The sequence below is a fragment of the Microcoleus sp. Pol12B4 genome, assembly GCF_036701385.1.
GTDB lineage: Bacteria > Cyanobacteriota > Cyanobacteriia > Cyanobacteriales > Microcoleaceae > Microcoleus.
Window position 1 is genome coordinate 41,223 of the sequence record NZ_JAUBQR010000007.1, and the last position, 20,760, is coordinate 61,982.

The 20,760-nt window shown below is 47.6% G+C and carries 17 protein-coding genes; 8 read left to right on the forward strand and 9 right to left on the reverse strand.

Annotated elements, in window-relative coordinates:
* Positions 1 to 7: 7 nt before the first annotated feature.
* A complete protein-coding gene (locus tag QUA38_RS02295) occupies positions 8 to 295 on the forward strand; it encodes a hypothetical protein (protein ID WP_333158831.1) in 288 nt (95 codons plus the stop codon).
* Between the two features lie 148 nt (positions 296 to 443).
* Here the strand turns inward: QUA38_RS02295 and QUA38_RS02300 are convergent, their stop codons facing one another.
* Entirely contained in the window at positions 444 to 677 is a 234-nt protein-coding gene (locus QUA38_RS02300; protein WP_333158835.1) for a hypothetical protein, read from the reverse strand.
* Here QUA38_RS02300 and QUA38_RS02305 point away from each other — a divergent pair.
* A complete protein-coding gene (locus QUA38_RS02305; RefSeq protein WP_333158837.1) occupies positions 676 to 3,441 on the forward strand; it encodes an HAD-IC family P-type ATPase in 2,766 nt (921 codons plus the stop codon). The genes QUA38_RS02300 and QUA38_RS02305 overlap by 2 nt on opposite strands.
* Before the next feature lie 97 nt (positions 3,442 to 3,538).
* Here the strand turns inward: QUA38_RS02305 and QUA38_RS02310 are convergent, their stop codons facing one another.
* Positions 3,539 to 4,750, reverse strand: a complete 1,212-nt coding sequence (locus QUA38_RS02310) for a leucine-rich repeat domain-containing protein (RefSeq protein WP_333158839.1) — start codon at positions 4,748 to 4,750, stop codon at positions 3,539 to 3,541.
* Positions 4,751 to 5,599: 849 nt separating this feature from the next.
* Between QUA38_RS02310 and QUA38_RS02315 the strand changes: the two genes are divergently transcribed.
* The 4 genes from QUA38_RS02315 to QUA38_RS02330 all read left to right on the forward strand — a co-directional run bounded on the left by QUA38_RS02315 (position 5,600) and on the right by QUA38_RS02330 (position 11,170).
* Positions 5,600 to 6,985 (forward strand): CmpA/NrtA family ABC transporter substrate-binding protein, encoded by a 1,386-nt coding sequence (locus QUA38_RS02315; RefSeq protein ID WP_333158841.1) that lies wholly within the window; start codon positions 5,600 to 5,602, stop codon positions 6,983 to 6,985.
* Between the two features lie 79 nt (positions 6,986 to 7,064).
* Positions 7,065 to 7,907, forward strand: coding sequence for a nitrate ABC transporter permease (gene ntrB, locus QUA38_RS02320; RefSeq protein WP_333158843.1), 843 nt, complete (start codon positions 7,065 to 7,067; stop codon positions 7,905 to 7,907).
* A 232-nt stretch (positions 7,908 to 8,139) separates the two neighbouring features.
* Entirely contained in the window at positions 8,140 to 10,140 is a 2,001-nt protein-coding gene (locus tag QUA38_RS02325) for a nitrate ABC transporter ATP-binding protein (protein ID WP_333158846.1), read from the forward strand.
* Between the two features lie 184 nt (positions 10,141 to 10,324).
* Complete coding sequence (locus tag QUA38_RS02330) at positions 10,325 to 11,170, forward strand: nitrate ABC transporter ATP-binding protein (protein ID WP_333071208.1); 846 nt, start codon at positions 10,325 to 10,327, stop codon at positions 11,168 to 11,170.
* Between the two features lie 597 nt (positions 11,171 to 11,767).
* Here QUA38_RS02330 and QUA38_RS02335 read toward each other — a convergent pair.
* The 7 genes from QUA38_RS02335 to QUA38_RS02365 form a co-directional block, all read right to left on the reverse strand.
* Positions 11,768 to 13,999: a leucine-rich repeat domain-containing protein gene (locus QUA38_RS02335; protein ID WP_333158848.1), complete on the reverse strand. Its 2,232-nt coding sequence runs from the start codon at positions 13,997 to 13,999 to the stop codon at positions 11,768 to 11,770.
* A 38-nt stretch (positions 14,000 to 14,037) separates the two neighbouring features.
* On the reverse strand, positions 14,038 to 14,562 hold the full coding sequence (locus QUA38_RS02340) for a DUF6745 domain-containing protein (RefSeq protein ID WP_333158860.1): 525 nt from the start codon (positions 14,560 to 14,562) through the stop codon (positions 14,038 to 14,040).
* Positions 14,563 to 14,626: 64 nt separating this feature from the next.
* Entirely contained in the window at positions 14,627 to 14,836 is a 210-nt protein-coding gene (locus QUA38_RS02345) for a hypothetical protein (protein WP_333158850.1), read from the reverse strand.
* Positions 14,823 to 15,116, reverse strand: coding sequence for a hypothetical protein (locus tag QUA38_RS02350; protein ID WP_006632553.1), 294 nt, complete (start codon positions 15,114 to 15,116; stop codon positions 14,823 to 14,825). The genes QUA38_RS02345 and QUA38_RS02350 overlap by 14 nt, the downstream gene beginning before the upstream one ends.
* Before the next feature lie 117 nt (positions 15,117 to 15,233).
* A complete protein-coding gene (locus QUA38_RS02355) occupies positions 15,234 to 15,518 on the reverse strand; it encodes a Uma2 family endonuclease (protein WP_333158862.1) in 285 nt (94 codons plus the stop codon).
* Positions 15,519 to 15,815, reverse strand: coding sequence for a hypothetical protein (locus QUA38_RS02360; RefSeq protein WP_333158852.1), 297 nt, complete (start codon positions 15,813 to 15,815; stop codon positions 15,519 to 15,521).
* Positions 15,816 to 15,961: 146 nt separating this feature from the next.
* Positions 15,962 to 18,736, reverse strand: a complete 2,775-nt coding sequence (locus tag QUA38_RS02365; protein ID WP_333158854.1) for a diguanylate cyclase — start codon at positions 18,734 to 18,736, stop codon at positions 15,962 to 15,964.
* Between the two features lie 611 nt (positions 18,737 to 19,347).
* On the opposite strand from QUA38_RS02365, the gene QUA38_RS02370 reads away from it, so the two are divergent.
* Positions 19,348 to 20,031: a class I SAM-dependent methyltransferase gene (locus tag QUA38_RS02370; RefSeq protein ID WP_333158856.1), complete on the forward strand. Its 684-nt coding sequence runs from the start codon at positions 19,348 to 19,350 to the stop codon at positions 20,029 to 20,031.
* 322 nt (positions 20,032 to 20,353) lie between these two features.
* On the forward strand, positions 20,354 to 20,760 hold a 407-nt coding region (locus tag QUA38_RS02375; protein ID WP_333158858.1), incomplete at its 3' end, for an RNA 2'-phosphotransferase.

The window sequence follows — 20,760 nt, forward strand, 5'->3', positions numbered from 1 at the left end:
GTGCTCAGTGTTTGGGGCCAGCAGGCTAGCAATTGATGGCATTGAGTCATCAATTAATCTGGCAGCCCTCCCAGCTTGTCAAACAGCCGGCATTGAAGTCAAAATGTTTGCAGGCGATGGCATCGCGAAAGCCAAGATGATCGAATTTCTGCCCTTAAATAAATGCTCTTCTGTAACGGACGATCGAACTAACACCCGCCCGAAACGCATTCCCCAGACTAACAGCACCGAACCCAGCACCAGCGTCACTACTATTTCTATAAGTTCAGAATATTGTAGCTTAACTAGGTTGTAACATTTATGCGCTCGTCCGGGGGACAGCGGAGGAGGAGGAGAGAGGGGAGTGGAAGCATTTTTCTTTTGCCTCCTGCCTTCTTCCCTATTTCTTTAACCACACCTAAAATTTGCCAAATGTCAAGAGACTCGATCGACTTTTCCCCATCTTAGCCACCAAGTCCCAAACAAGATTTAGCGCCGAAAAAAATCCCCAAAAGCTCTTGCCACAAACGGGCACATCCGTTGTAATATAGATGTAAGTCACAGCCCGTTAAAGTAATCAACAAACAATTAGGTCGCTCAATATATTCACGCTCCAACGAGCGGTGAGTTGTATTGAGCGTGCCTATTAAAGAGCGATCGAAGCTCGTCAGACACCTCAAATATTCAGGAAGAATCATGCCATCAAGATCCGCCAACGATGTAGACGTAGCAGAGCAATATTGGCACTACCTAGAAATATCCCAGGTTGCAACAATCTTAGAAACCAACCTGGAAAGCGGTTTAGAACCGACAGAAGCCAACCATCGCCAACAGAAATTCGGGCCCAACGAACTAACTGTTAAAGCAGGGAAACCAGCCTGGTTAAAATTTATCCTGCAATTTAACCAACCCCTCCTGATCATCTTGCTGAGTGCAGGTTTAATCAAAGCAGTGATCGGAGAATGGCTAAACGCTAGCGTAATTTGGGGCGTAACAACCACCAACGCTACTATTAGTTTCATCCAAGAAGCTGGAGCCGAGAAAAAAATTGAAGCCCTAGCCCAAGCTGTCACCACCGAAGCCACAGTCATTCGGGGCGGGAAAAAATTAAGAATTCCCTCCAAAGAACTCGTTGTCGGCGACTTAGTAATCCTGACTTCCGGCGACAAAGTACCGGCCGACTTGCGCTTAGTGAAAGTCCGCGACTTGCAAATCGACGAATCGGGACTCACCGGGGAATCTGTTGCTGTCGAAAAAGAATTAGGACAGTCTGGAGACATAGTTCTGCCAAAAGAAACGCCACTAGCAGAACGGGATAACATGGCCTATGCCGGCAGTTTTGTCACTTTTGGCCAAGCTAGCGGCATCGTAATTGCGATCGCCAATAAAACCGAAACCGGCAAAATCTCCCAACTACTAGATCGGCACATCGATCTCACCACCCCCTTAACCCGCAAATTCAACCAATTCAGTCAAAACTGGCTGCTATTCGTGTTGGGAATGGCAACCTTGACGTTCGCCGTCAGATTGGGGAGGCCAGTCCCTGCGGGAGTTTCAGCCTTTAAAGAAGCAGTCGAACCCGCTGTCGCCCTGATTGTCGGCGCCATTCCCGAAGGCTTACCCGCCGTCATCACCGTCACCCTAGCCGTAGGCGTTTCCCGGATGGCAAATCGCCACGCGATCGTCCGCAAATTGCCCGCAGTGGAAACCCTCGGCGGCGCTACAGTCATCTGTTCCGACAAAACCGGAACCTTGACGGAAAACCAAATGACGGTGCAAGAAATCTATTCTGGCGGCGAATCCTACTCGGTTACGGGTACGGGATACAGCCCCGAAGGTGAAATTCAACTCAACCAACTGCCAATTACTGTCAGCCAAACTCCAACTTTGCAAGAATGTTTGCAAGCCGGACTCCTTTGCAACGACTCTCACCTGGAATTCAAAGACGATAATTGGATTGTCGTCGGAGATCCGACAGAAGGAGCGTTAATTGCTGCAGGCAAAAAAGCTGATTTGAGCCAGCAAACTTTGTCCAAGTCAATGCAGCGGCTGGATTCAATTCCCTTTGAATCTCAGTTTCAATACATGGCGACGCTGCACCGAACTCCCAGTGGCAAAATTTTGTACGTCAAAGGTTCCGTAGAATCAATTCTCGGCCGCTGCGGTTCCAGTCTCGATACCCAAGGAAATCCGGTAGAAGTCGATCGCGCGCAAATTCACCATCAAGTCGATGAAATGGCAAAGCAAGGCTTGCGCGTCTTGGCTTTAGCAAAAAAGCCAGTACCCCAAAGCCAAAATTCCGTCGATCACTCGGATTTGGAGTCAGGCTTGGTTTTCTTGGGACTGCAAGGCATGATTGACCCGCCGCGGGCTGAGGCGATCGCAGCCGTCCAAGCTTGTCAAACTGCCGGCATCCAAGTCAAAATGATTACCGGTGACCACATCGCTACAGCCAAGGCGATCGCCCGCCGCATGGGATTCCGCAAAACCAAGCACCACAGAGAACTTGTAGCCTACACCGGCGCCGAGCTCGCCTCCATGAGCAAGCAGGAACTCGGCGAAGCTGTAGAAGCAGGTTCAGTTTTTGCCCGCGTCGCCCCCGAACAAAAACTCCGCCTCGTAGAAGCTTTGCAGCAAAAAGGCGAAATTGTGGCGATGACGGGAGACGGCGTTAACGACGCGCCCGCCCTCAAACAAGCGGATATCGGCATTGCGATGGGCAGCGGTACGGAGGTTTCTAAGGAAGCCGCCGACATGATTTTGACTGATGATAACTTTGCATCGATAGAATCTGCTGTCGAAGAAGGGCGATCGGTTTACAAAAATCTGCTCAAAGCAATCAGCTTCATTCTCCCAGTCAACGGCGGAGAATCGATGACAATTTTGCTCAGCACCCTCCTCGGTCGAGAATTGCCGATTTTGTCGCTACAAATTCTCTGGCTGAATATGCTCAACTCGATCACCATGACTGTGCCTCTGGCTTTCGAGCCCAAGTCAGCGGGAGTCATGAAACAGCAGCCCCGACCGGTAAACGAAGCTTTCCTCACCGGAAATCGGATCAAGCGGATCATCGCTATTTCTCTTTACAACTGGACTCTGATTTTCGGAATGTTTGAATGGGTACGCCAAGCTCCTTGGGGAACCTTGGAACTGGCCCGCACGATGGCGATTCAAGCTTTGGTAATGGGGAGAATTTTTTACCTGTTGAGTCTCAGCCAGTTGTTGCCTTCTTTGATTGCTAAATTTAGCGGATCTAAGGAAGAAGTTAGTGGCGCTCCCGCCCTCGGTGTGGGAATTGTCCTGGCGATAATTTTGCAGATCATCTTTGCTAATTCTCCGTTTGTCAATCGCATATTTGAGACGGCTCCGATGAATCTGGATCAGTGGTTGATTTGCTTCGGAGTCGCGCTACCGATGATCGGTGTTGCTTTGTCGGTGAACCGATTCGATCCGCCCAACTAATTCACCATTAACCTGTATGGTGCGTCAGGCTTGTGGTGAGCACGATAAACTCGGATTTTCCCACTGACGCACCCTACCGCCTGTAAAGTTTTAGCATTTAATTTAAGGGTTCCCAATGACAGATAGACTCTGGTTTGAGGGGACAAGTTTTGGGAGCGATCGGATTTCCGTTGAGCCCGAGTTCAGTCAGGTTAGTCAAAGATGCTAGCGGTTTGATGTCACCGATCTGATTGTTGACGAGCCGGAGATAAGTCAGGTTAGTCAAAGATGCTAGCGGTTTGATGTCGTTGATTTCATTGCTGTCGAGCCTGAGATCGGTCAGGTTAGTCAAAGATGCTAGCGGTTTGAGGTCATCGATCTGATTGTGGCTGAGGTCGAGCTGTGTCAGGTTAGTCAAGGACGCTAGCGGTTTGATGTCATCGATCTGATTGTTGTTAATCCAGAGTTCAGTCAAGCTAGTCAAGGATGCTAGCGGCTTGATGTCACCGATCTGATTGTTGTAGAGGAAGAGCTGTTTCAGGTTAGTCAAGGATGCTAGCGGTTTGATGTCGCCGATTTGAGTTTTGTCGAGCCAGAGCGAAGTCAGTTTAGTCAAAGATACTAGCGGTTTGATGTCGCCGATCTGATTGTAGCTGAGGTTGAGTGAAGTCAGGTTAGTCAAAGATACTAGCGGTTTGATGTCACCGATCTGATTTTCGCTGAGCCAGAGCAAAGTTAGGTTAGTCAAAGATACTAGCGGCTTGATGTCACCGATCTGATTTTTCCAGAGCTCTAGACGCTTTAGGTTAGTCAAAGATGCTAGCGGTTTGATGTCACCGATTTGATTTTCGCCGAGGGAGAGTACAGTCAGGTTAGTTAAGGATTCTAGCGGTTTGAGGTCGCTGATTTTATTGCTCCTGATGTCGAGATCGATCAGATTAGTTAAGGATTCTAGCGGTTTGAGGTCGCTGATTTGATTGAATGTGAGGTCTAGATCAGTCAGGTTGGTCAAGGATTGCAATGGTTTGATGTCGCTGATAGAATTGTTGATGAGGTCGAGTTCAATGAGACTCGAAAGTTTCCGATCGGCCTCATCACAGTTTGTAGTCTCAGCTTTTTTCAACAGCACCTCAACAGTATGTTTAGCTTCAGGACTCAAATCAGCTTTTTGGCGACACCAATCAGCAAATGTTCGTCTACTGTTGGACGATCGCGTTTCGGCGGCATCAGCAGATAGTCCACTTCCACATAATGCTAGGACGATCGCGCTACAAGTAACTGCGATCGATCTTTGTAAATTTCTGTGTTTGTCTGCAACTATAAGTGTCATGATGTTGTACCTCTAATATTCTGAACTCTCAAGTTTTAGCCTTTAATATTTAGTTTGGTAAATCACTTACGATTAAGCGCCAATTTTAGTCCACCACTGAAAACCAGTTAACCGTGTGAAAACAGCAGAAGCGTAAAATAATAATTATTTCTGTATAATTTACTACAATTAACGACTCAAAAAAAGTAAAGATATATTAACAAAGTAAATGTGTGGTGGTGGCGATATTTGTCGCTTATTGACAATAGATTTGAAAGCCCCCCGATCGGCATTCGCTACAACTTTCACCCAGCAAATCTTGGTTTGAAGAGTTTTGATAAGCAAACCCGATAGCTCTTCCCAAGGCATCCTTATCGATACAGGGCTGTTTCATTGTCAGGAAAACCAGCGTTTTGACTCTTGTCGTGCCTCCGTGCCGACCCTCCCTATCCAGGATTTATTAAGCATTTGGTGGGATTGGGGCAGCCACAGGGGGCAGCCCTACAAGAGAAGGAAACAGCCCTGCTTATCGATAGCGCACTCCTAAAAGATTTGCTTATCAATCAAATTTAATAATTGTTTTATAATTTCCGCAAGAGTACGGTAAGCTAATAACGAAGCCAAGGAAACGTGCGGCTCGCAAAAAGTGAGTTCACACAACTCGGCAGCTCGAAATATCGATATTAATCAAAAAAGTCAAATCAGCAGGGATAGTTTAAAGACTTATGCTAGCGATAAATCTTTTGCTCCCTCCTGCCAACCTGCGCTCAAAACAGTTCGCTCAACCCAATTAGCGAACAGAAAAAAAGCGCATTGATAAACTTCAGTGATGTCGTTACAGAAGATTATGAATTGCAGCGAGGCTAGACTATGACAAGATTTTCCGATCAATTTTCCAGGCGCAAATTTATCGTCACAGCAGGTGCATCTGCCCTGGGTTCAATACTGCTCAAAGGTTGTTTGGGAAATCCCCCAGAACCTGGTGCAACTGCCGGTGCTGACGGCGCAATACCTGCAGCTACCTCAGTAGTGGCTGTTGCCAACGAGAAAAGAGTCGAAGGAATTGAAAGCACTAAAATCACATTGGGATATATCCCGATCGTCGAAGCAGCACCTTTAATCATTGCCCAAGAAAAAGGCTTTTTTGCCAAATACGGCATGACCGAAGTCACGATTGCTAAGCAAGCAAACTGGGGCTCGGCAAGAGATAACGTAGAAATTGGATCTGCCGGCGGCGGCATTGACGGCGGCCAGTGGCAAATGCCGATGCCTTATCAAATTAGTAAAGGCCTGATTACCAAAAACAGCGTCCAAATCCCCATGTATGTTCTAGCCCAGTTGAACACTCAAGGGAATGGAATTGCGATCGCAGCCAAACACCGAGGCAAAGGCATCGGGCTCAAACTAGACCAAGCGGCCCAAGACTACATGAAAGGCCTCAAAAAAGCAGGCACGCCCTTCAAAGCAGCCTACACCTTCCCCAAAGCCAACCAAGACTTTTGGATTCGCTACTGGCTAGCAGCTAACGGCATCGATCCCGACACAGAAGCCGAGTTGCTAACAGTACCGTCAGCGCAAACCGTAGCCAACATGAAAACCGGCAGCATGGACGGTTTCAGTACCGGCGACCCCTGGCCCCTGCGGATCGTCACAGAGGACATCGGCTTCATGTCCGCCCTGACTGGCCAAATCTGGAAAGATCACCCAGAGGAATATCTCGCTATTCGTGGCGACTGGGTAGACAAACACCCCAAGGCCACAGAAGCCCTGCTAGCAGGACTGATCGAAGCGCAGCAGTGGTGCGACAAACCAGAAAATCGCCCAGAATTAGTAGCCATTACTTCTGGCAGAAACTACTTTGACGTAGCTCCGGCAGTTTTGACACCTCCCTACCAGGGCAAGTACCTCATGGGTGACGGCCAACCAGAGATCGACGATTTCAAGATGAGTCCGCTGTACTGGAAAGACGACCTCGGCAACGTTTCTTATCCCTACAAGAGTCACGATTTGTGGTTTTTAACCGAAAGCGTTCGCTGGGGTTTCCTGCCGACAACAACCTTGGCAGATTCTAAGACAATCATCGATAAAGTCAACCGCGAAGATTTGTGGAAAGCCGCAGCAAAATTAGCCGGAGTTGCTGATGCTGATATTCCGAAAAGTACGTCTCGCGGCGTTGAAAAGTTCTTTGACGGCACAGAATTTAACCCGGAAAAGCCAGAAGCTTATCTCAAGAGTTTGGCAATTAAAAAAGTGTGATGGGGTCTTAGCTTCCCATAATTTAGTCTCGAAATTTAGTCTCGAAAATACACAGCACCAGACATAGGAGATTAGCAGCATGGCTGTAAGTACAAGTCGGAGAGGCGGCAATGCACAAGGAGCTTTTGGCGAGTTTTGGAAGAAGAATTCCCCAAATATCTTGCCGCCAATTTTAGGAGTTTTGGGGTTTCTGTTGGTTTGGCAATTCTTGTCAAGTACGGGACTGATCAAACTGCCAGGGCCGATCAGCATTTGGACTGACGAACGGACACGGATTTTGTTGCTGTATCCTTTCATGAACTCCAAAACCTACGGAATTGGCTTATTTTGGCAGACGTTGGCGAGTTTGGAACGGGTGGCAAAAGGCTACACTCTCGCGGCCGTTGTGGGAATTGGTACAGGTGTTTTGGTAGGTACAAATCCTTTTCTAAACCGCGCTTTAGATCCGCTTTTTCAGTTTTTGCGGATGGTGGCGCCTTTGGCTTGGGTGCCCATTGCCCTGGCTGCACTGCAACAAAACGAACCTGCTGCTTTGTTCGTGATTTTTATCACTTCAGTTTGGCCGATTTTAATCAACACGGCTGAAGGTGTTCGCCAAATTCCCGACGATTACAACAACGTGGCGAAAGTGCTGCAACTTTCTCGTCAGGAATATTACATGAATATCTTGTTTCCGTCAGCGCTTCCTTATATCTTCACAGGATTGAGAATTGCGATCGGTTTGGCTTGGCTGGCGATTATTGCTGCGGAAATCGTGATGTCTGGGATTACGGGTATCGGCTTCTTTATTTGGAATGCTTACCAGCAAAACTACATCAGCGAAATTCTGTTAGCGGTGTTCTACATTGGGGCTGTTGGTTTGTTGCTCGATCGCATGATGGCTTGGTTGCAGCAAAAGATTGCTCCTTCTCAAGGAAAGTAGTTTTGAGTTACTTCTTTGGGGTCGGAAGAATTAGGATTATTTAACCGCGAAGACGCTTATGACACGAAGGAAGAAGAGGGAAGAACAGGGAAGCAGTAGATAATATTCTACGGGTAACTGAGTCACAGGATTTATACTTCCCGTCTCTCCCTCCAATCTACTTCTCGGCTCTGCCTGGGAAGTTAATTAGCAGCTATCGAAATAACAAACCTACAAAAAAGGCAAGAAAATCATGTCTGTTTTGATTGCAGTAGAACAAGTCGGAAAAGTATTTAATTTAACAGACGGCGGCACATACATAGCCCTCAAAGGCATCGACTTAGAAATTAAAAAAGGAGAATTTATCTCCTTGATAGGACACTCAGGCTGCGGTAAATCTACGCTACTAAATATGGTGGCAGGTTTGGATCTGCCAACAGAAGGATTGGTGACAATAGAAGGACAAAGAATCACCCAGCCAGGCCCCGATCGCATGGTAGTATTCCAAAACTATTCGCTGCTACCTTGGCGGACGGTCAGAGAAAACATTACCCTAGCCGTAGACTCGGTAATGAGTGGCTTACCCAAGGCGGAACGCCTCGAAATCATCCAAAAACACATCGATATGGTGGGCTTGACGCCCCATGCCGAGAAGCAACCCGCACTGCTGTCGGGCGGACAAAAACAGCGCGTGGCGATCGCCCGTGCTCTGGCCCTGCGCCCCAAACTGTTACTCTTAGACGAACCCTTCGGCGCTTTGGATGCTTTGACTCGCGGCAACTTGCAAGAAAAGTTGATGGAAATTTGCCAAGAGTACGAAATCAGCGCCCTGATGGTAACGCACGATGTGGATGAGGCCGTGTTGCTGAGCGATCGAATCGTCATGCTCACCAACGGCCCAGAATCGAAGATTGGCGGCATTCTCGAAGTAGACATCCCCCGCCCCCGCAAACGGATGGAAGTAGTCTCACACCCCAGCTACTACGCTCTACGTAGCGAAATGATTTACTTCCTCAACCAGCAGAAGCGCGTCAAAAAACTGCGGGCGCGGAAAGTACCCGCGATCGCTCGCCACGGCCTGGAAAAAGTCAACCTCGAACTCGGCTTTATTCCCCTAGCAGCCTGTGCTCCCCTCGCTGTCGCCAAAGAAAAAGGCTTTTTTGCCAAGCACGGCCTCGATGAAGTCCACCTCGTGCGGGAAACAAGCTGGCGCGGCATCGTAGACGGCATCGCCGCAGGTTACTTAGACGCAGCTCAAATGCCCTCTGGAATGGCGGTGTGGTTGAGCTTGGGGGGCCACCAAGAGAAGCCGATTCCGACGGTTACAGCCCTCACCATGAGCCGCAATGGCAATGGAATTACCCTCGCGAGGCGCTTTTACGACCAAGGGATCTACACTCTGGGAGACTTTAAAAAAATGCTCCAGAGAACGCCCGCGCAAACGCACCGTATGGGCATCGTTCACCCGTCTTCGATGCACAACCTTTTGCTGCGTTACTGGCTGGCTTCCGGTGGCATTGACCCGGATCGCGATGTGTTGCTGAAAAATATCCCACCTGCTCAGATGATCGTTGACTTGCAGGGCGGCACTATTGACGGTTTCTGCGTCGGCGAACCTTGGAACTTGCGGGCTTCGATGGAAGGAGTCGGCTTTACGGTGGCGACAGATTTGGAACTGTGGCCCGGACACCCCGGGAAAATTCTGGGGGTGCGGGAAGACTGGGCAAATGCTTATCCCAACACTCACATTGCTCTAGTCAAAGCTTTGCTGGAAGCTTGCCACTATTGCGCCGATCCAAATCACGCCGCCGAGGTTTCGGAAATTGTCGCGGGAAGGGAGTACGTCGCTACTGATAAGAGTTACATCCAACTAGGCGACCCGAAATCTGTTGCTTGCAACCTCGATACTCCGATGCGGGAATACGCCCACCACTTGTTTTCTGGAGAGGGGGTGAATCGCCCAAGCCGCACCGAACAACTCTGGCACATGGTGCAGATGGCGCGCTGGGGTGATACTGTGTTCCCGCGCAACTGGGTGGAAATTCTGGAACGGGTGGTGCGAGTCGGTGCGTTCAGCACGGCGGCGCGAGAGCTGGGGATGGCTGATATTACTTACACTCGCGGTTCTCTCAGCTTGTTTGACGGCTCGGTGTTTAATGCTGACGATCCGATCGGCTATCTCAACAATCTGGCGATTAAACGCGATTTCACAATGGCTGAAGTTATACTCGATTCCGGCCGCCGAGCTGCTTAGAGGGGTTTTTAGTTCGATAAAAACAGGGTAATTGCTAATAGTTAGTTGTTGCTGTTTAGCTGTTAATTGCTAGTGATCAATTCCCTCTTCATGACCTCCGTTACATCCGTTAAATCCCGTACATTGCTCGTTGCAGAACTTCCTTCTTTCTTTGCGAATCACCCACTCACAATTTCCTAAACCCATGCTCAACACTACTAAAAACCAGACGAACACCAAAACTCAAATCCAGCGGGGAAAAAGCCGCCGCCAACCTTTTTTGGTGATGGACAATGTTTATAAAGTATATCCAAACGGTTACAGGGCTTTAGAAAACGTCAATCTAAATGTAGCTGAGGGAGAGTTTATTGCTCTGATCGGACACTCAGGCTGCGGCAAATCAACACTGTTAAATATGGTGTCGGGTTTTAGTCATCCGAGCCAGGGCACCGTGTCAATTAACGGAGAGCGCATTACGAAGCCGGGCCCCGATCGCATGGTGGTGTTTCAGGGTTATGCTTTGCTGCCTTGGCGGACGGTGTTTGAAAATGTTTATCTGGCGGTTAATGCTGTATTTCCGAATAAGTCGAAGGTGGAAAAAAATGCGATCGTCAAAGAACATTTGGCGATGGTGGGATTGACAGAAGCTGCTGAGAAAAGACCGCCGCAAATTTCGGGGGGGATGAAGCAGCGGGTTTCTATTGCCCGCGCCTTGGCAATTCGCCCGAAAGTGCTGATTTTAGACGAACCTTTTGGTGCTCTGGACGCAATTACTAAGGAGGAATTGCAGGAAGAATTGCTGAAAATCTGGAATGATCACCGCTGTACGGTGTTGATGATTACTCACGACATTGATGAAGCGCTGTTTTTGGCAGATCGACTGGTGATGATGACTAATGGCCCATCGGCGACAATTGGCGAAGTTTTGGAGATTCCTTTTCCGCGTCCGCGCGATCGGGTTCAAATGATGGAAGATCCGGAATACTACAATTTGCGGAACTACGCCCTAGATTTCCTGTTTCGTCGCTTTGCACACGATCACGATGCCTAATCGGTTGGCCAATCAAATTTAAAGAGGAGAATATGATACTTCTCGAAAAGTTTTAATTCTTGTGCGGAGTAGGGGTTGGGCATCCTGTCGGCCCAAGACGAGCTTTTTTGCAGAAGTCTATTGAAAAGTTGAAGCCCCAGTGTTCCCCGATTTCAGGGGAACATCGCTACGGGCGCAATTTTCCCGATCCGGTTGGGTAAACTGAAGCTTAATGGTGGGCGATAAGTTTTTTCGGACGTTCGGATCTTTTTCCGATATTTTACGTCTACCAGCGAAGAGACCCGATTGCCTAGCTGTCGGTAAGCTGGCATGAACAGAGCCCACCTTCGATCGAGGGTGGGCTTCTTCTTCATGTTATTAAGAGTTTTTGGGCGATCGGTGGTTGGTGCATTCCACCCTTGGAACTGGCACACTGCGGAACGTTTATCGGTGTTTCATGGATTAAGGCTGTTGTCAATATAGCCGTTTTCAGTTGAGTAAAGTACAGACGATCAGGTAGGGAAACGGCTGATCCTAAGTCCGGCGCAGGGTTCTGTGACTTTCAACAATTGGTATAAGACTAATGATTGTAGCAACACTTTTTTAAATTTGTATTACTCAGGTTTGCACGGAAAACTCCTCTGGGTCAATATCCCAATTTACCCAGCGAATTGCTTCTTGAGCCGTTAGCGAAGCCCTCGAAGAGGATCGCACTTCAGGTGGCACTCGCAAAGCGTGAATGTGTCCCGTGCTCGGACAGGTCATTTTTAACAAATAAACTGGCTTTGGATTACCATCGTCATCAAAATCATCGTCAAACTCGATGCTTAATAAAGTGTATTCCTGCCAACTATCTAATTCTGTCACCTCTAATTCTTGACAAATGCGATCGTAACCAATTCTCTGAATTAACAATCGACGAAGTTCGGCATTTTCTTCAGATAAAAGCCATTCTGCTTGCCAGCGATCGGGGTGTACTTTTCCGTATTCTTCGGGTAATTTAACGCCGTGGTGAAAGTATAAACTGTAGCCGTCGGCAAATGCGATCGCAGGTTCTCCTTCAGCGTGTAGCTCGTTGGCGCTGTCAAAGCGAAGGTGTAGGGGGCGATCGCAAACTAAGCAAATTTTCTCAAACGGCAATATCCAACCGCAATCCTCGAACAACTGTTGCTTGCAGCGAAATATTTCTTGTGCTTTCTCGTCGAGAGTAACACCAAATGTAGAGATAAAAAATTCAGTCAAATGGATTTCCTTTACCAGATCCGTAGGGGTTAGTGGCTGTAAATAGTTAGAATCTAAGAGGAAATCGGCTCCCACCGATTGTAGGTACATTTCCTCGTAGGAATCGCTGCACATCCCGCACGCGCCCTTTTGTTCAAGAAAATCAGATAGCTCCGGTTCTAGGTAATTTTTAACGAATTCCTGAAATTCTGACACGAGTCTGCGATCCGAGTTAGGCTCTAGTATTATGAGATTCCACAGAGCATTCCCCAACTCCCAACCCGCAACTCCTATGTCTACAGATGCAATTAGCTCCCTCAACAACGAATTTCCCAATACTAAATTTTTCTCTGCTATTTCCGATGTTTTATCTTGCGATATACGATCAATTTTCAGTTGTTTGAGTAGTTTTATATCAGCTACCTGCGGACTGCTGCAAACAATAACTTGGGGTGTTTCTAAACCAATAGCTGCATAGATTTTTTTCACTCTTTCTGTAGCTTTTTGAGAATCAATTGGCGCCGTCGATAGCCTCTGGTACTTCTGTGTAAGTTGGCTCGACAGATTTAAGACGGTAATTGGATTATTGTGGAGATAAAGTTCGGTCAGGTTGGTGAGTCCCCACAACGGAGTAATGTCCGTAATTTGATTGGTGTCGAATTTCAGCTCTGTCAGGTTAGTGAGTGCCGACAGCGAAGTGATGTCCGTAATTTGATTGCTGTCGAGAGATAGTTGTGTCAGGTTAGTGAGTGCTGACAGCGAAGTGATGTCCGTAATTTGATTGCTGTCGAGAAATAGTTGTGTCAGGTTAGTGAGTGCTGACAGTGAAGTGATGTCCGTAATTTGATTGCTGCCGAGAGATAGTTTCGTCAGATTGATGAGTGCCGACAGCGGAGTGATATCGGTAATTTCATTGTCGCCGAGATACAGTTCAGTGAGCTTGGTGAGTTCCGACAGCGGAGTAATGTTCGTAATTTGATTGCAGATGAGAGATAGTTGTGTCAGGTTGGTGAGTCCCGACAGCGGAGTGATGTCGGTGATTTCACTGTTGGTGAGACAAAGTTCATTGAGGTTGGTGAGTCCCAACAGCGGAGTGATGTCGGTAATTTGATTGCTGTTGAGATAAAGTTCAGTGAGGTTGGTGAGTCCCGACAGCGGAATGATGTCGGTAATTTCACTGGAAGTGAGATGAAGTTCAGTGAGGTTGGTGAGTCCCGACAGCGGAGTGATGTCGGTAATTTGATTGGAGGTGAGATGAAGTTCAGTGAGGTTGCTGAGTCCCGACAACGGAGTGATGTCGGTAATTTGATGGCTGTAGAGGGATAGTTTTGTCAGGTTGGTGAGTGCCGACAGCGGAGTGATATCCCTAATTGGATTGTAGCCCAGAGACAGGCTTGTCAAGTTGGTGAGTGCCGACAGCGGAGTGATATCCCTAATTAGATTGTTGTAGAGATAAAGTTCAGTTAGGTTTGAAAGTACCTTCTCGGCTTCATTACAGTCCGAAGTGCCAGCCTCTTTTAACAGCTCTTCAACTGTATGTCTTGCCTCTTTTGAAAGACTATCTTTGTGCTTGCACCAATCGGCAAAGCTGCTGAAATAAATTGGTTGGTTTGCTTCTGGTTCTGGCATAATAAATTTAGACTCCTGTTTGGTAAAATTTCAGTAATTCATGTTTGCACGCTAAATTCCTCTGGGTCGGTTCCCCAATTTACCCAGCGAATTGCTTCTTGAGCCGTTAGCGAAGCCCTCGAAGAGGATCGCACATCAGGAGGCACGGGCAAAGCGTGAATAAATCCCTTGCTCGGACAAGTCATTCTTAACAAATAAACAGGCTTTGGATTACCCACCTGATCAAAATCATCGTCAAACTCGATGCTTAATAGAGTGTATTCCTGCCAACTATCTAATTTTGTCACCTCTAATTCTTGACAAATGCGATCGTAAGTAATTCCATGAATTAACGCGCGCCGAACTTCTGCATTCTGTTCCTTCAACACCCACTTAGACTGCCACTGGTGCGGGTGCAGCCTACCGTACCATTCGGGCAAAATCACGCCGTGATAGGCGTAAATCGAAACACCGTCGGCAAATAGTACCGCTGGTGTTCCTTTTCCGTGCAAGCGGTGGTTGCTGTCGGCGGAAAGTGCGATCGGCTTTTCGCAGATAATGCAAACTTTTTCATAGGAATAAATCTAGCCGCCATCCTGCACAATGGATTTAAAAACAATCCAATTTCTGCCGTAGGAATGAGGTAAATTAAGAACCGAAATACAAAAATCCAACAGACTGCCAAATGATTTCCGGTGCTTTTTTGCCGATCGCACTGTAAGCCGATTTTATTGTTTCCGCAGCTTGCCAGCGATTTATCTGCCCAGTGGAAAGCGAGATCGCTCTCCACTTTTCCCGATAAACTGGAATCAAAGCTGCTTGTTCAGGCGTTAGTTTTTTAACCTTAGTCTGCGACATACCTCCAACCTTGCGGCTCATATTCCCGCTGAATTCGCACCATCCAATTACCTTCGGGAATTGCGATCGCATGGTGTTCTTCGTGACTCAATAAAGCAGTCGGTGAAAGCACCCGCAAGTACAGAGTGCCATCTTTTTCGTACAGTTCAGCTTGTCCCTCAATAATCTGGTGAGAATGTCCGGTGACTTCACCTTCGGCGAGAGTTAGGTGAGGTTTTTTTTCTCCTTCGATTTTCGGTACGGGAGTGAGAATTACGTCGCCTTGTCGGATGGGTTGCATAGGTTTTTTCTAAATTTTGTTTTCTGGTGTCGGTCGATCGAGCTTTTCTACCGCAACTCTATACTACATTCGTAATACATAGCTGTCAAGAACCACAAACCAAATTCCACTTTTTCTCTAAACTGCAGAAATCCCGCGCCGAAACTCCTTAACTGCTTCAACCCTAGAAGCCATCAGCAAGCAGCGAGACAGTAGGTTAATGTCTAAACCGGGCAGAACTTCGCTTTGGTCAATTTTTTCATATCCGTGCGATCGCAAATGATACAAACCAAACACTCCATCTTCCCAAAACCAAACTTCGGGTACTCCCAAGGCTTGGTAGCGATTCAATTTGCTTTCTCCCCCACTGCTAAACACTACTTCGATGGCAATATCGGGGGTAATACCTGTTGACTTGCCAATTTAAAAAGATTCATCAGCTTGTACTGAGACTTCCTGTTCCTTCTCTTGGGTAAAGCTACCCAACGGGTTAAACTCAATGTCTTTTTCAAGAAAGTAGTCCATCAGCAAACCTGCGATCCTCCTGCTGAAAGATTCATTTTCTTGCGAAACTGCCAAGATTTCCACCTCACCTTTGAAATAAAAAATTCGGATGCCAGGGGAATCAGAAAATCCCTGCTCGATTAGCTTAAATTGTTCCCAATCAATCCCGGAATGAATTAGGCGCTGGTCTTTTGTTTTGTCTAATGTTGCTGTCATGGCACGACCTCATTTAACTATTTTATAGCAATTTTAATTCGCACAAGTTTGCAAGCATATTTGTATGGTGCGTCCGATCCAAAAAATATGTTTAAATCGAAACGAGCGATCTCTGACACACCATACAATTTTATTTAACTATTATATTATCCTTCAAATGCGGCAACCGAAACTCGATCGCGCCCTGCTTCTTTCGCCCGATAAAGTGACTCATCGGCGATCGCAATTAGCGCCCCCGGATGCGACATCGGCGCCGGAATGCAGCAAGCTACACCCAAACTCAGCGTCACGTATTCGCTAACAGCAGATTTAGCGTGAGCTATGTGTAAACCCCGCACCTGTTGTGCGATCATTTCAGCTACGCAAGTGGCACCTTCAATATCTGTATTCGGCAAAACTACTACAAATTCTTCTCCACCGTAACGCGCTACTAAATCTGCCGCTCGCTTGACCGAATGCTGGATCACTGCCGCCACTTGCCGCAAACATTCATCCCCCGCTTGGTGCCCGTAAGTGTCGTTGTAAAGTTTGAAATAATCAATGTCGCACATAATCAAAGACAGCGGTGCTTCTTCCCTTGCCAAACGTCGCCATTCCGTATCGAGGTATTCATTAAAAGAGTGGCGGTTTCTTACCTCAGTCAAACTGTCGTAATTTGCCAAATACTGCAAGGCTCGATTCACTGTTTCTAACTGCTGCTTCTGCTGCTGCAACTGACGGTTGAGCTCCGCCAACTGCTGTTCGGCTGAGTGCGATCGCAACAAATTTCTCACCCTAGCGAGCAATTCCCTCTCGTCAAAAGGCTTTGAAATATAATCGTCAGCACCCGCATCCAAACTTTCGATTCGAGCTTCCATCCCCGATCTCGCTGTCAAAAATATTACCGGAGTAGATTTCAATTCTGGCGTGTTCCGAATCTCCTTGAGCAAATCCAGTCCGTTTTGTCTGGGCATGATTTGGTCGCTAACAATCAAATTTGGCTGCAAACTTTTGGCTTTTTCTAAACCTTCAACCCCGTCCCTCGCCACGGCGACTCGATAGTACGGAGTTAATAAACTTTGGAGGTAAGCAAGCAGAAAATTGTTGTCTTCTACTACCAGCAACAGCGGTAATTCTCTGCTGTCACTTGTTAATTGTTCCAGATAATCTTTGTCGTCCAAACTGTTAGGTTCCGGTAGCAGGGCATGGGGTGTGGTTGCTCGAATATTTCCCGATCCCCACTCTCCGGAGCCGAATCCAGTCAGTCCAGCCAATTGGGCGATCGCGCTCACCAACTGATTCGCTTCCACCGGCTTCGACAAATGCCTCTGAAACCCTGCCTCCAGCGCCGATGCCGAATCTTCTTCCTCGATGCCTCCCGTCAGCGCCACGGCCGGCAGCAGTTGCCTGTGTTCGGACATTTCCATTGCTCTGATGCGGCGGATCAAATCGCAGCCGTCGGCTCCCGATACCGTCATATCGCTCACCAACACATCGGGTCGCGACTGTTGCAACTCCGCCATCGCTTCGCAGGCGCTACCCACCGCTGTTACCTTGGCTCCAAATGCTTCGAGGCCAGTTTTGAGAAATTGGCGGATCTCGGCGCTGCTTTCGACCACCAGGACTTGTTTTCCCGCTAGGGGTCTGGAAACCGATCCGGGTCTGCTTTCCCTTTGGGCGATCGCAGGAATGCGATCCTCGGGTGCATTTTTGTTGGCGCTCGGTAGCAGCACCCCAAAGGTCGCCCCCTGACCGAGGCCGGGACTCGAAGCCCAAACATTTCCCCCGTGCAGTTCCACCAACTGCCGCACAATTGAGAGCCCCAGCCCCAGCCGATTTTGTTCCTTATTCTGGAAGCTGTCTGCAGGGCGGAAGTAGTCAAAGATGTGTGGCAGAAATTTGGGGTCGATGCCGCAACCGCTGTCGCTGACCCGAATCAAGACCCCCGACGGAGTAGGCTCGATCCACACTTGCACTGGGTATGGTGTCGATTCTGGGGTGAATTTTATGGCGTTTGCAAGGAGGTTCCAGACTACTTGCTGCAATCGTTCTGCATCTGCCCAAATGTAGCCTACGGCGGGGTCGAAATGTGTTTCTACGCGGAGGTTTTTGGCATCGGCGGCGGGACGGAGGGTGTCGATCGCAGATTCTATGATCGACGGGAGGTGAACTTGGCCGATGTTCAGGCACACTTTCCCTCGCAGCAACCGCGAGAGGTCGAGGAGATTGTCTATTTGTCGGTTTTGTAATTTGGCGTTGCGCTCGATGATTTCCAAAGCGCGGCTGGTGGTGGCTTCGTTTAAATTGCGCGATCGAGCTAGCTGCGCCCATCCCAAAATTGCGCTCAGGGGCGATCGCAGTTCATGGGAGGCGATCGCCAGAAATTCGTCTTTTGCCCGGTTGGCTTCGGCTTGGGCTGCTTCCACGGCTTTGCGATCGGTGATGTCGAATCCGATCGCCAAATACTGACAGGGTTTTCCCTTGCTGTCCAACAGTGGAACTACTGCGGAGTACACCCAATAATCCCTGCCATTCTTGGCTTTATTCTGAATGTCTCCTTGCCAAACTTCACCTTTGGCAACAGTTGACAGTAGATTTTTGATTAATTCCGAAGATTTATATTCCGAATGGAGGATACCAAAGTGGCAGCCGATTAGTTCGGCGCACGAATAGTTGGAGATGGAGCAAAATCGCTCGCTGACATAGTTGATAATTCCTCGCGCGTCTGTCCTCAGCGCCAGTGTCGATCGGTCGATCGCTATTTTAAAATCTAAATATTCTTGCAGCGACGAATCTAGTTTTTTTGTCGTAGAAAATTGACCTGAGTGATCGGGCGCGTTGTGTTGCTGGCGATCGGGCTTATCCTTACTCCGTTGTTGGATTTCCATTGTTTCTATCTTCCCCTGACGGCTGACACCTAATCTACTCGCATCCTGATTCATTATCACAATTTTCTTTCCCGCACAGGCGGGTGTAATATTTTGTATCTCTTCATCTTCCTAAAAAATTGGCAGGTACCACATCCACTCGGGAGTCAACTCAATTTTTGTTTATAGTTGGCTAAAGTTTGTCAATCTGAGGACTGATTTTTTCCTGTTTAGCCGATCATCGGCTGCGGGCTAATTCCCTTGTATATTGTATATTTTATATTTTACTATGTGGAATTACTGAGAAATTTAGGCTGTGGAGTACGTGCCTACAGTGGCATTCTTGTTTTAAACGGGTATCATAACCATCAACTTTTTTCTCACAATTACTCCTGGTAGCTGACACAAAGTCTCATCTTGCACAGGCTTTCGGATCTGTGCCATTGGGCCTCATATCCACTCAAGCATATATATGTGCAGGGCTAGACAGTTCCCAGATATGGGCTAGGTTTGGGTACACGAAGTCCCTATCAGGCGATCGTCCCTAACTTCTTTTAAATTATTTTATTCTACATCTTGACAGGTATGTAAATTTTTTGTATTATATCTGTAATATACCTTCAGAGAAGAGAACTGCCCAACTGCATTGACGCACTCAACTATTAACAATTTGAGGAAAATCGTCTGTGAATTTAGACGCTGTACGCGAGCAATTTGAACAAAGAGCATTTGATTATGACGGCTTAATTCCCCGCCTCATTCCGCGATATCGCGAGCAACACGATGTAATATTGCAGTTAATCCCTTCTGAAACTAATGGTAACATAAAAGTTCTGGATTTAGGCGCGGGAACTGGCATACTGTCGGCTATGATTCTGCAAGCATTTCCTCAAGCGAAAGTCCTAGCCTTTGACATCGCCCAAAATATGCTGAAAACTTGCCAAACTAACTTGTCCGCTTTCCGAGAACGGCTGACCTTGCAGCAAGGAAACTTTGCCGGAGATGATTTCGGCAGCGGTTACGATTTGGTAGTTTCAGGGTTGGCGATCCACCACCTCGACAGCGCAGGCAAACAACAGCTATTTCACAAACTTTTCCACTCGATGAATCCAGGGGGAATCTTGCTAATTCGAGATATTGTGACAGGTGCTACTCCCCGGCTGACTGAGCAATACGAACAGTTGTGGCGGCAGTACATGAAAGCTAACGGAGAAGACGATGCAGCCTGGTTTCAAAAATATTTAGAAGAAGATATTCCCTCCTCTGTGGAAGAGCAGACAAAGTGGCTTGCAGAAGCAGGTTTTGCCGACGCTGGATGTCACTGGCGCTATCTAAATTTTGCTGTCTTTGGCGGAGTTATCCCAAGGTAGAAGGCATTCGGCAAAAGGCAAAGTTTTTGATAATTATCACCAGATAAAGCTCTTGAAAAATGGCACACCCAATACTTTTTTATTCCCGGACGCAGAACGTAATTATGTAGGTGCTGAAGGGCGTCGATTACCGCCATAATTAGCGCGTAAAACCATTTTTTACATCCGGTAATCATTTTCCGAAAACCTGTAGAGGCGGGTTCACTCAAGCGCCCTCTGGCAGTGCAAACAGATGCAACAAACCCGCATCCACTCAACGATACAACCCGCTAGTGACATTTTGTAATAGGGGATTTAAAAGCTCAATAAATAAAGTAAAATTATGAACGATTCTCGATTAGTAAAAATCAGCCGATATCTCAGCAAACACCTGCGCCACGCGCCATCGCGCATCGGCCTTGAACTCGCTCCCGGTGGCTGGGTTCCTGTTAGCGAACTCCTCGATGCGTGCCAAAAAAATAACTTTCCTGTTCAGCTTGCAGAACTCAAAAAAGTAGTCGCGCAAAACGACAAGCAGCGCTTTTCATTTGACGAAACGGGTACTCTAATTCGTGCTAACCAAGGACACAGCGTAGAGGTTGACTTGCAGTTAGAACCCGCTGTTCCCCCAGATATTTTATATCACGGAACAGGTAGCACTGTTGTCGAGTCTATTCTCAGTCAAGGAATTAGGAAAATGTCGCGGCATCACGTTCATTTGTCCGTGAATATCCAGACGGCGCGCCAAGT

Bases quoted from the DNA above. Each gene is read 5' to 3' on its own strand.
- QUA38_RS02345 (WP_333158850.1), bottom strand. From the start codon at position 14,836: ATGTCGCAGACTAAGGTTAAAAAACTAACGCCTGAACAAGCAGCTTTG.
- QUA38_RS02305 (WP_333158837.1), top strand. From the start codon at position 676: ATGCCATCAAGATCCGCCAACGATGTAGACGTAGCAGAGCAATATTGG.
- QUA38_RS02335 (WP_333158848.1), bottom strand. From the start codon at position 13,999: ATGCCAGAACCAGAAGCAAACCAACCAATTTATTTCAGCAGCTTTGCC.
- QUA38_RS02360 (WP_333158852.1), bottom strand. From the start codon at position 15,815: ATGACAGCAACATTAGACAAAACAAAAGACCAGCGCCTAATTCATTCC.
- QUA38_RS02365 (WP_333158854.1), bottom strand. From the start codon at position 18,736: ATGAATCAGGATGCGAGTAGATTAGGTGTCAGCCGTCAGGGGAAGATA.
- ntrB (WP_333158843.1), top strand. From the start codon at position 7,065: ATGGCTGTAAGTACAAGTCGGAGAGGCGGCAATGCACAAGGAGCTTTT.
- QUA38_RS02325 (WP_333158846.1), top strand. From the start codon at position 8,140: ATGTCTGTTTTGATTGCAGTAGAACAAGTCGGAAAAGTATTTAATTTA.
- QUA38_RS02315 (WP_333158841.1), top strand. From the start codon at position 5,600: ATGACAAGATTTTCCGATCAATTTTCCAGGCGCAAATTTATCGTCACA.
- QUA38_RS02300 (WP_333158835.1), bottom strand. From the start codon at position 677: ATGATTCTTCCTGAATATTTGAGGTGTCTGACGAGCTTCGATCGCTCT.
- QUA38_RS02330 (WP_333071208.1), top strand. From the start codon at position 10,325: ATGCTCAACACTACTAAAAACCAGACGAACACCAAAACTCAAATCCAG.
- QUA38_RS02350 (WP_006632553.1), bottom strand. From the start codon at position 15,116: ATGCAACCCATCCGACAAGGCGACGTAATTCTCACTCCCGTACCGAAA.
- QUA38_RS02310 (WP_333158839.1), bottom strand. From the start codon at position 4,750: ATGACACTTATAGTTGCAGACAAACACAGAAATTTACAAAGATCGATC.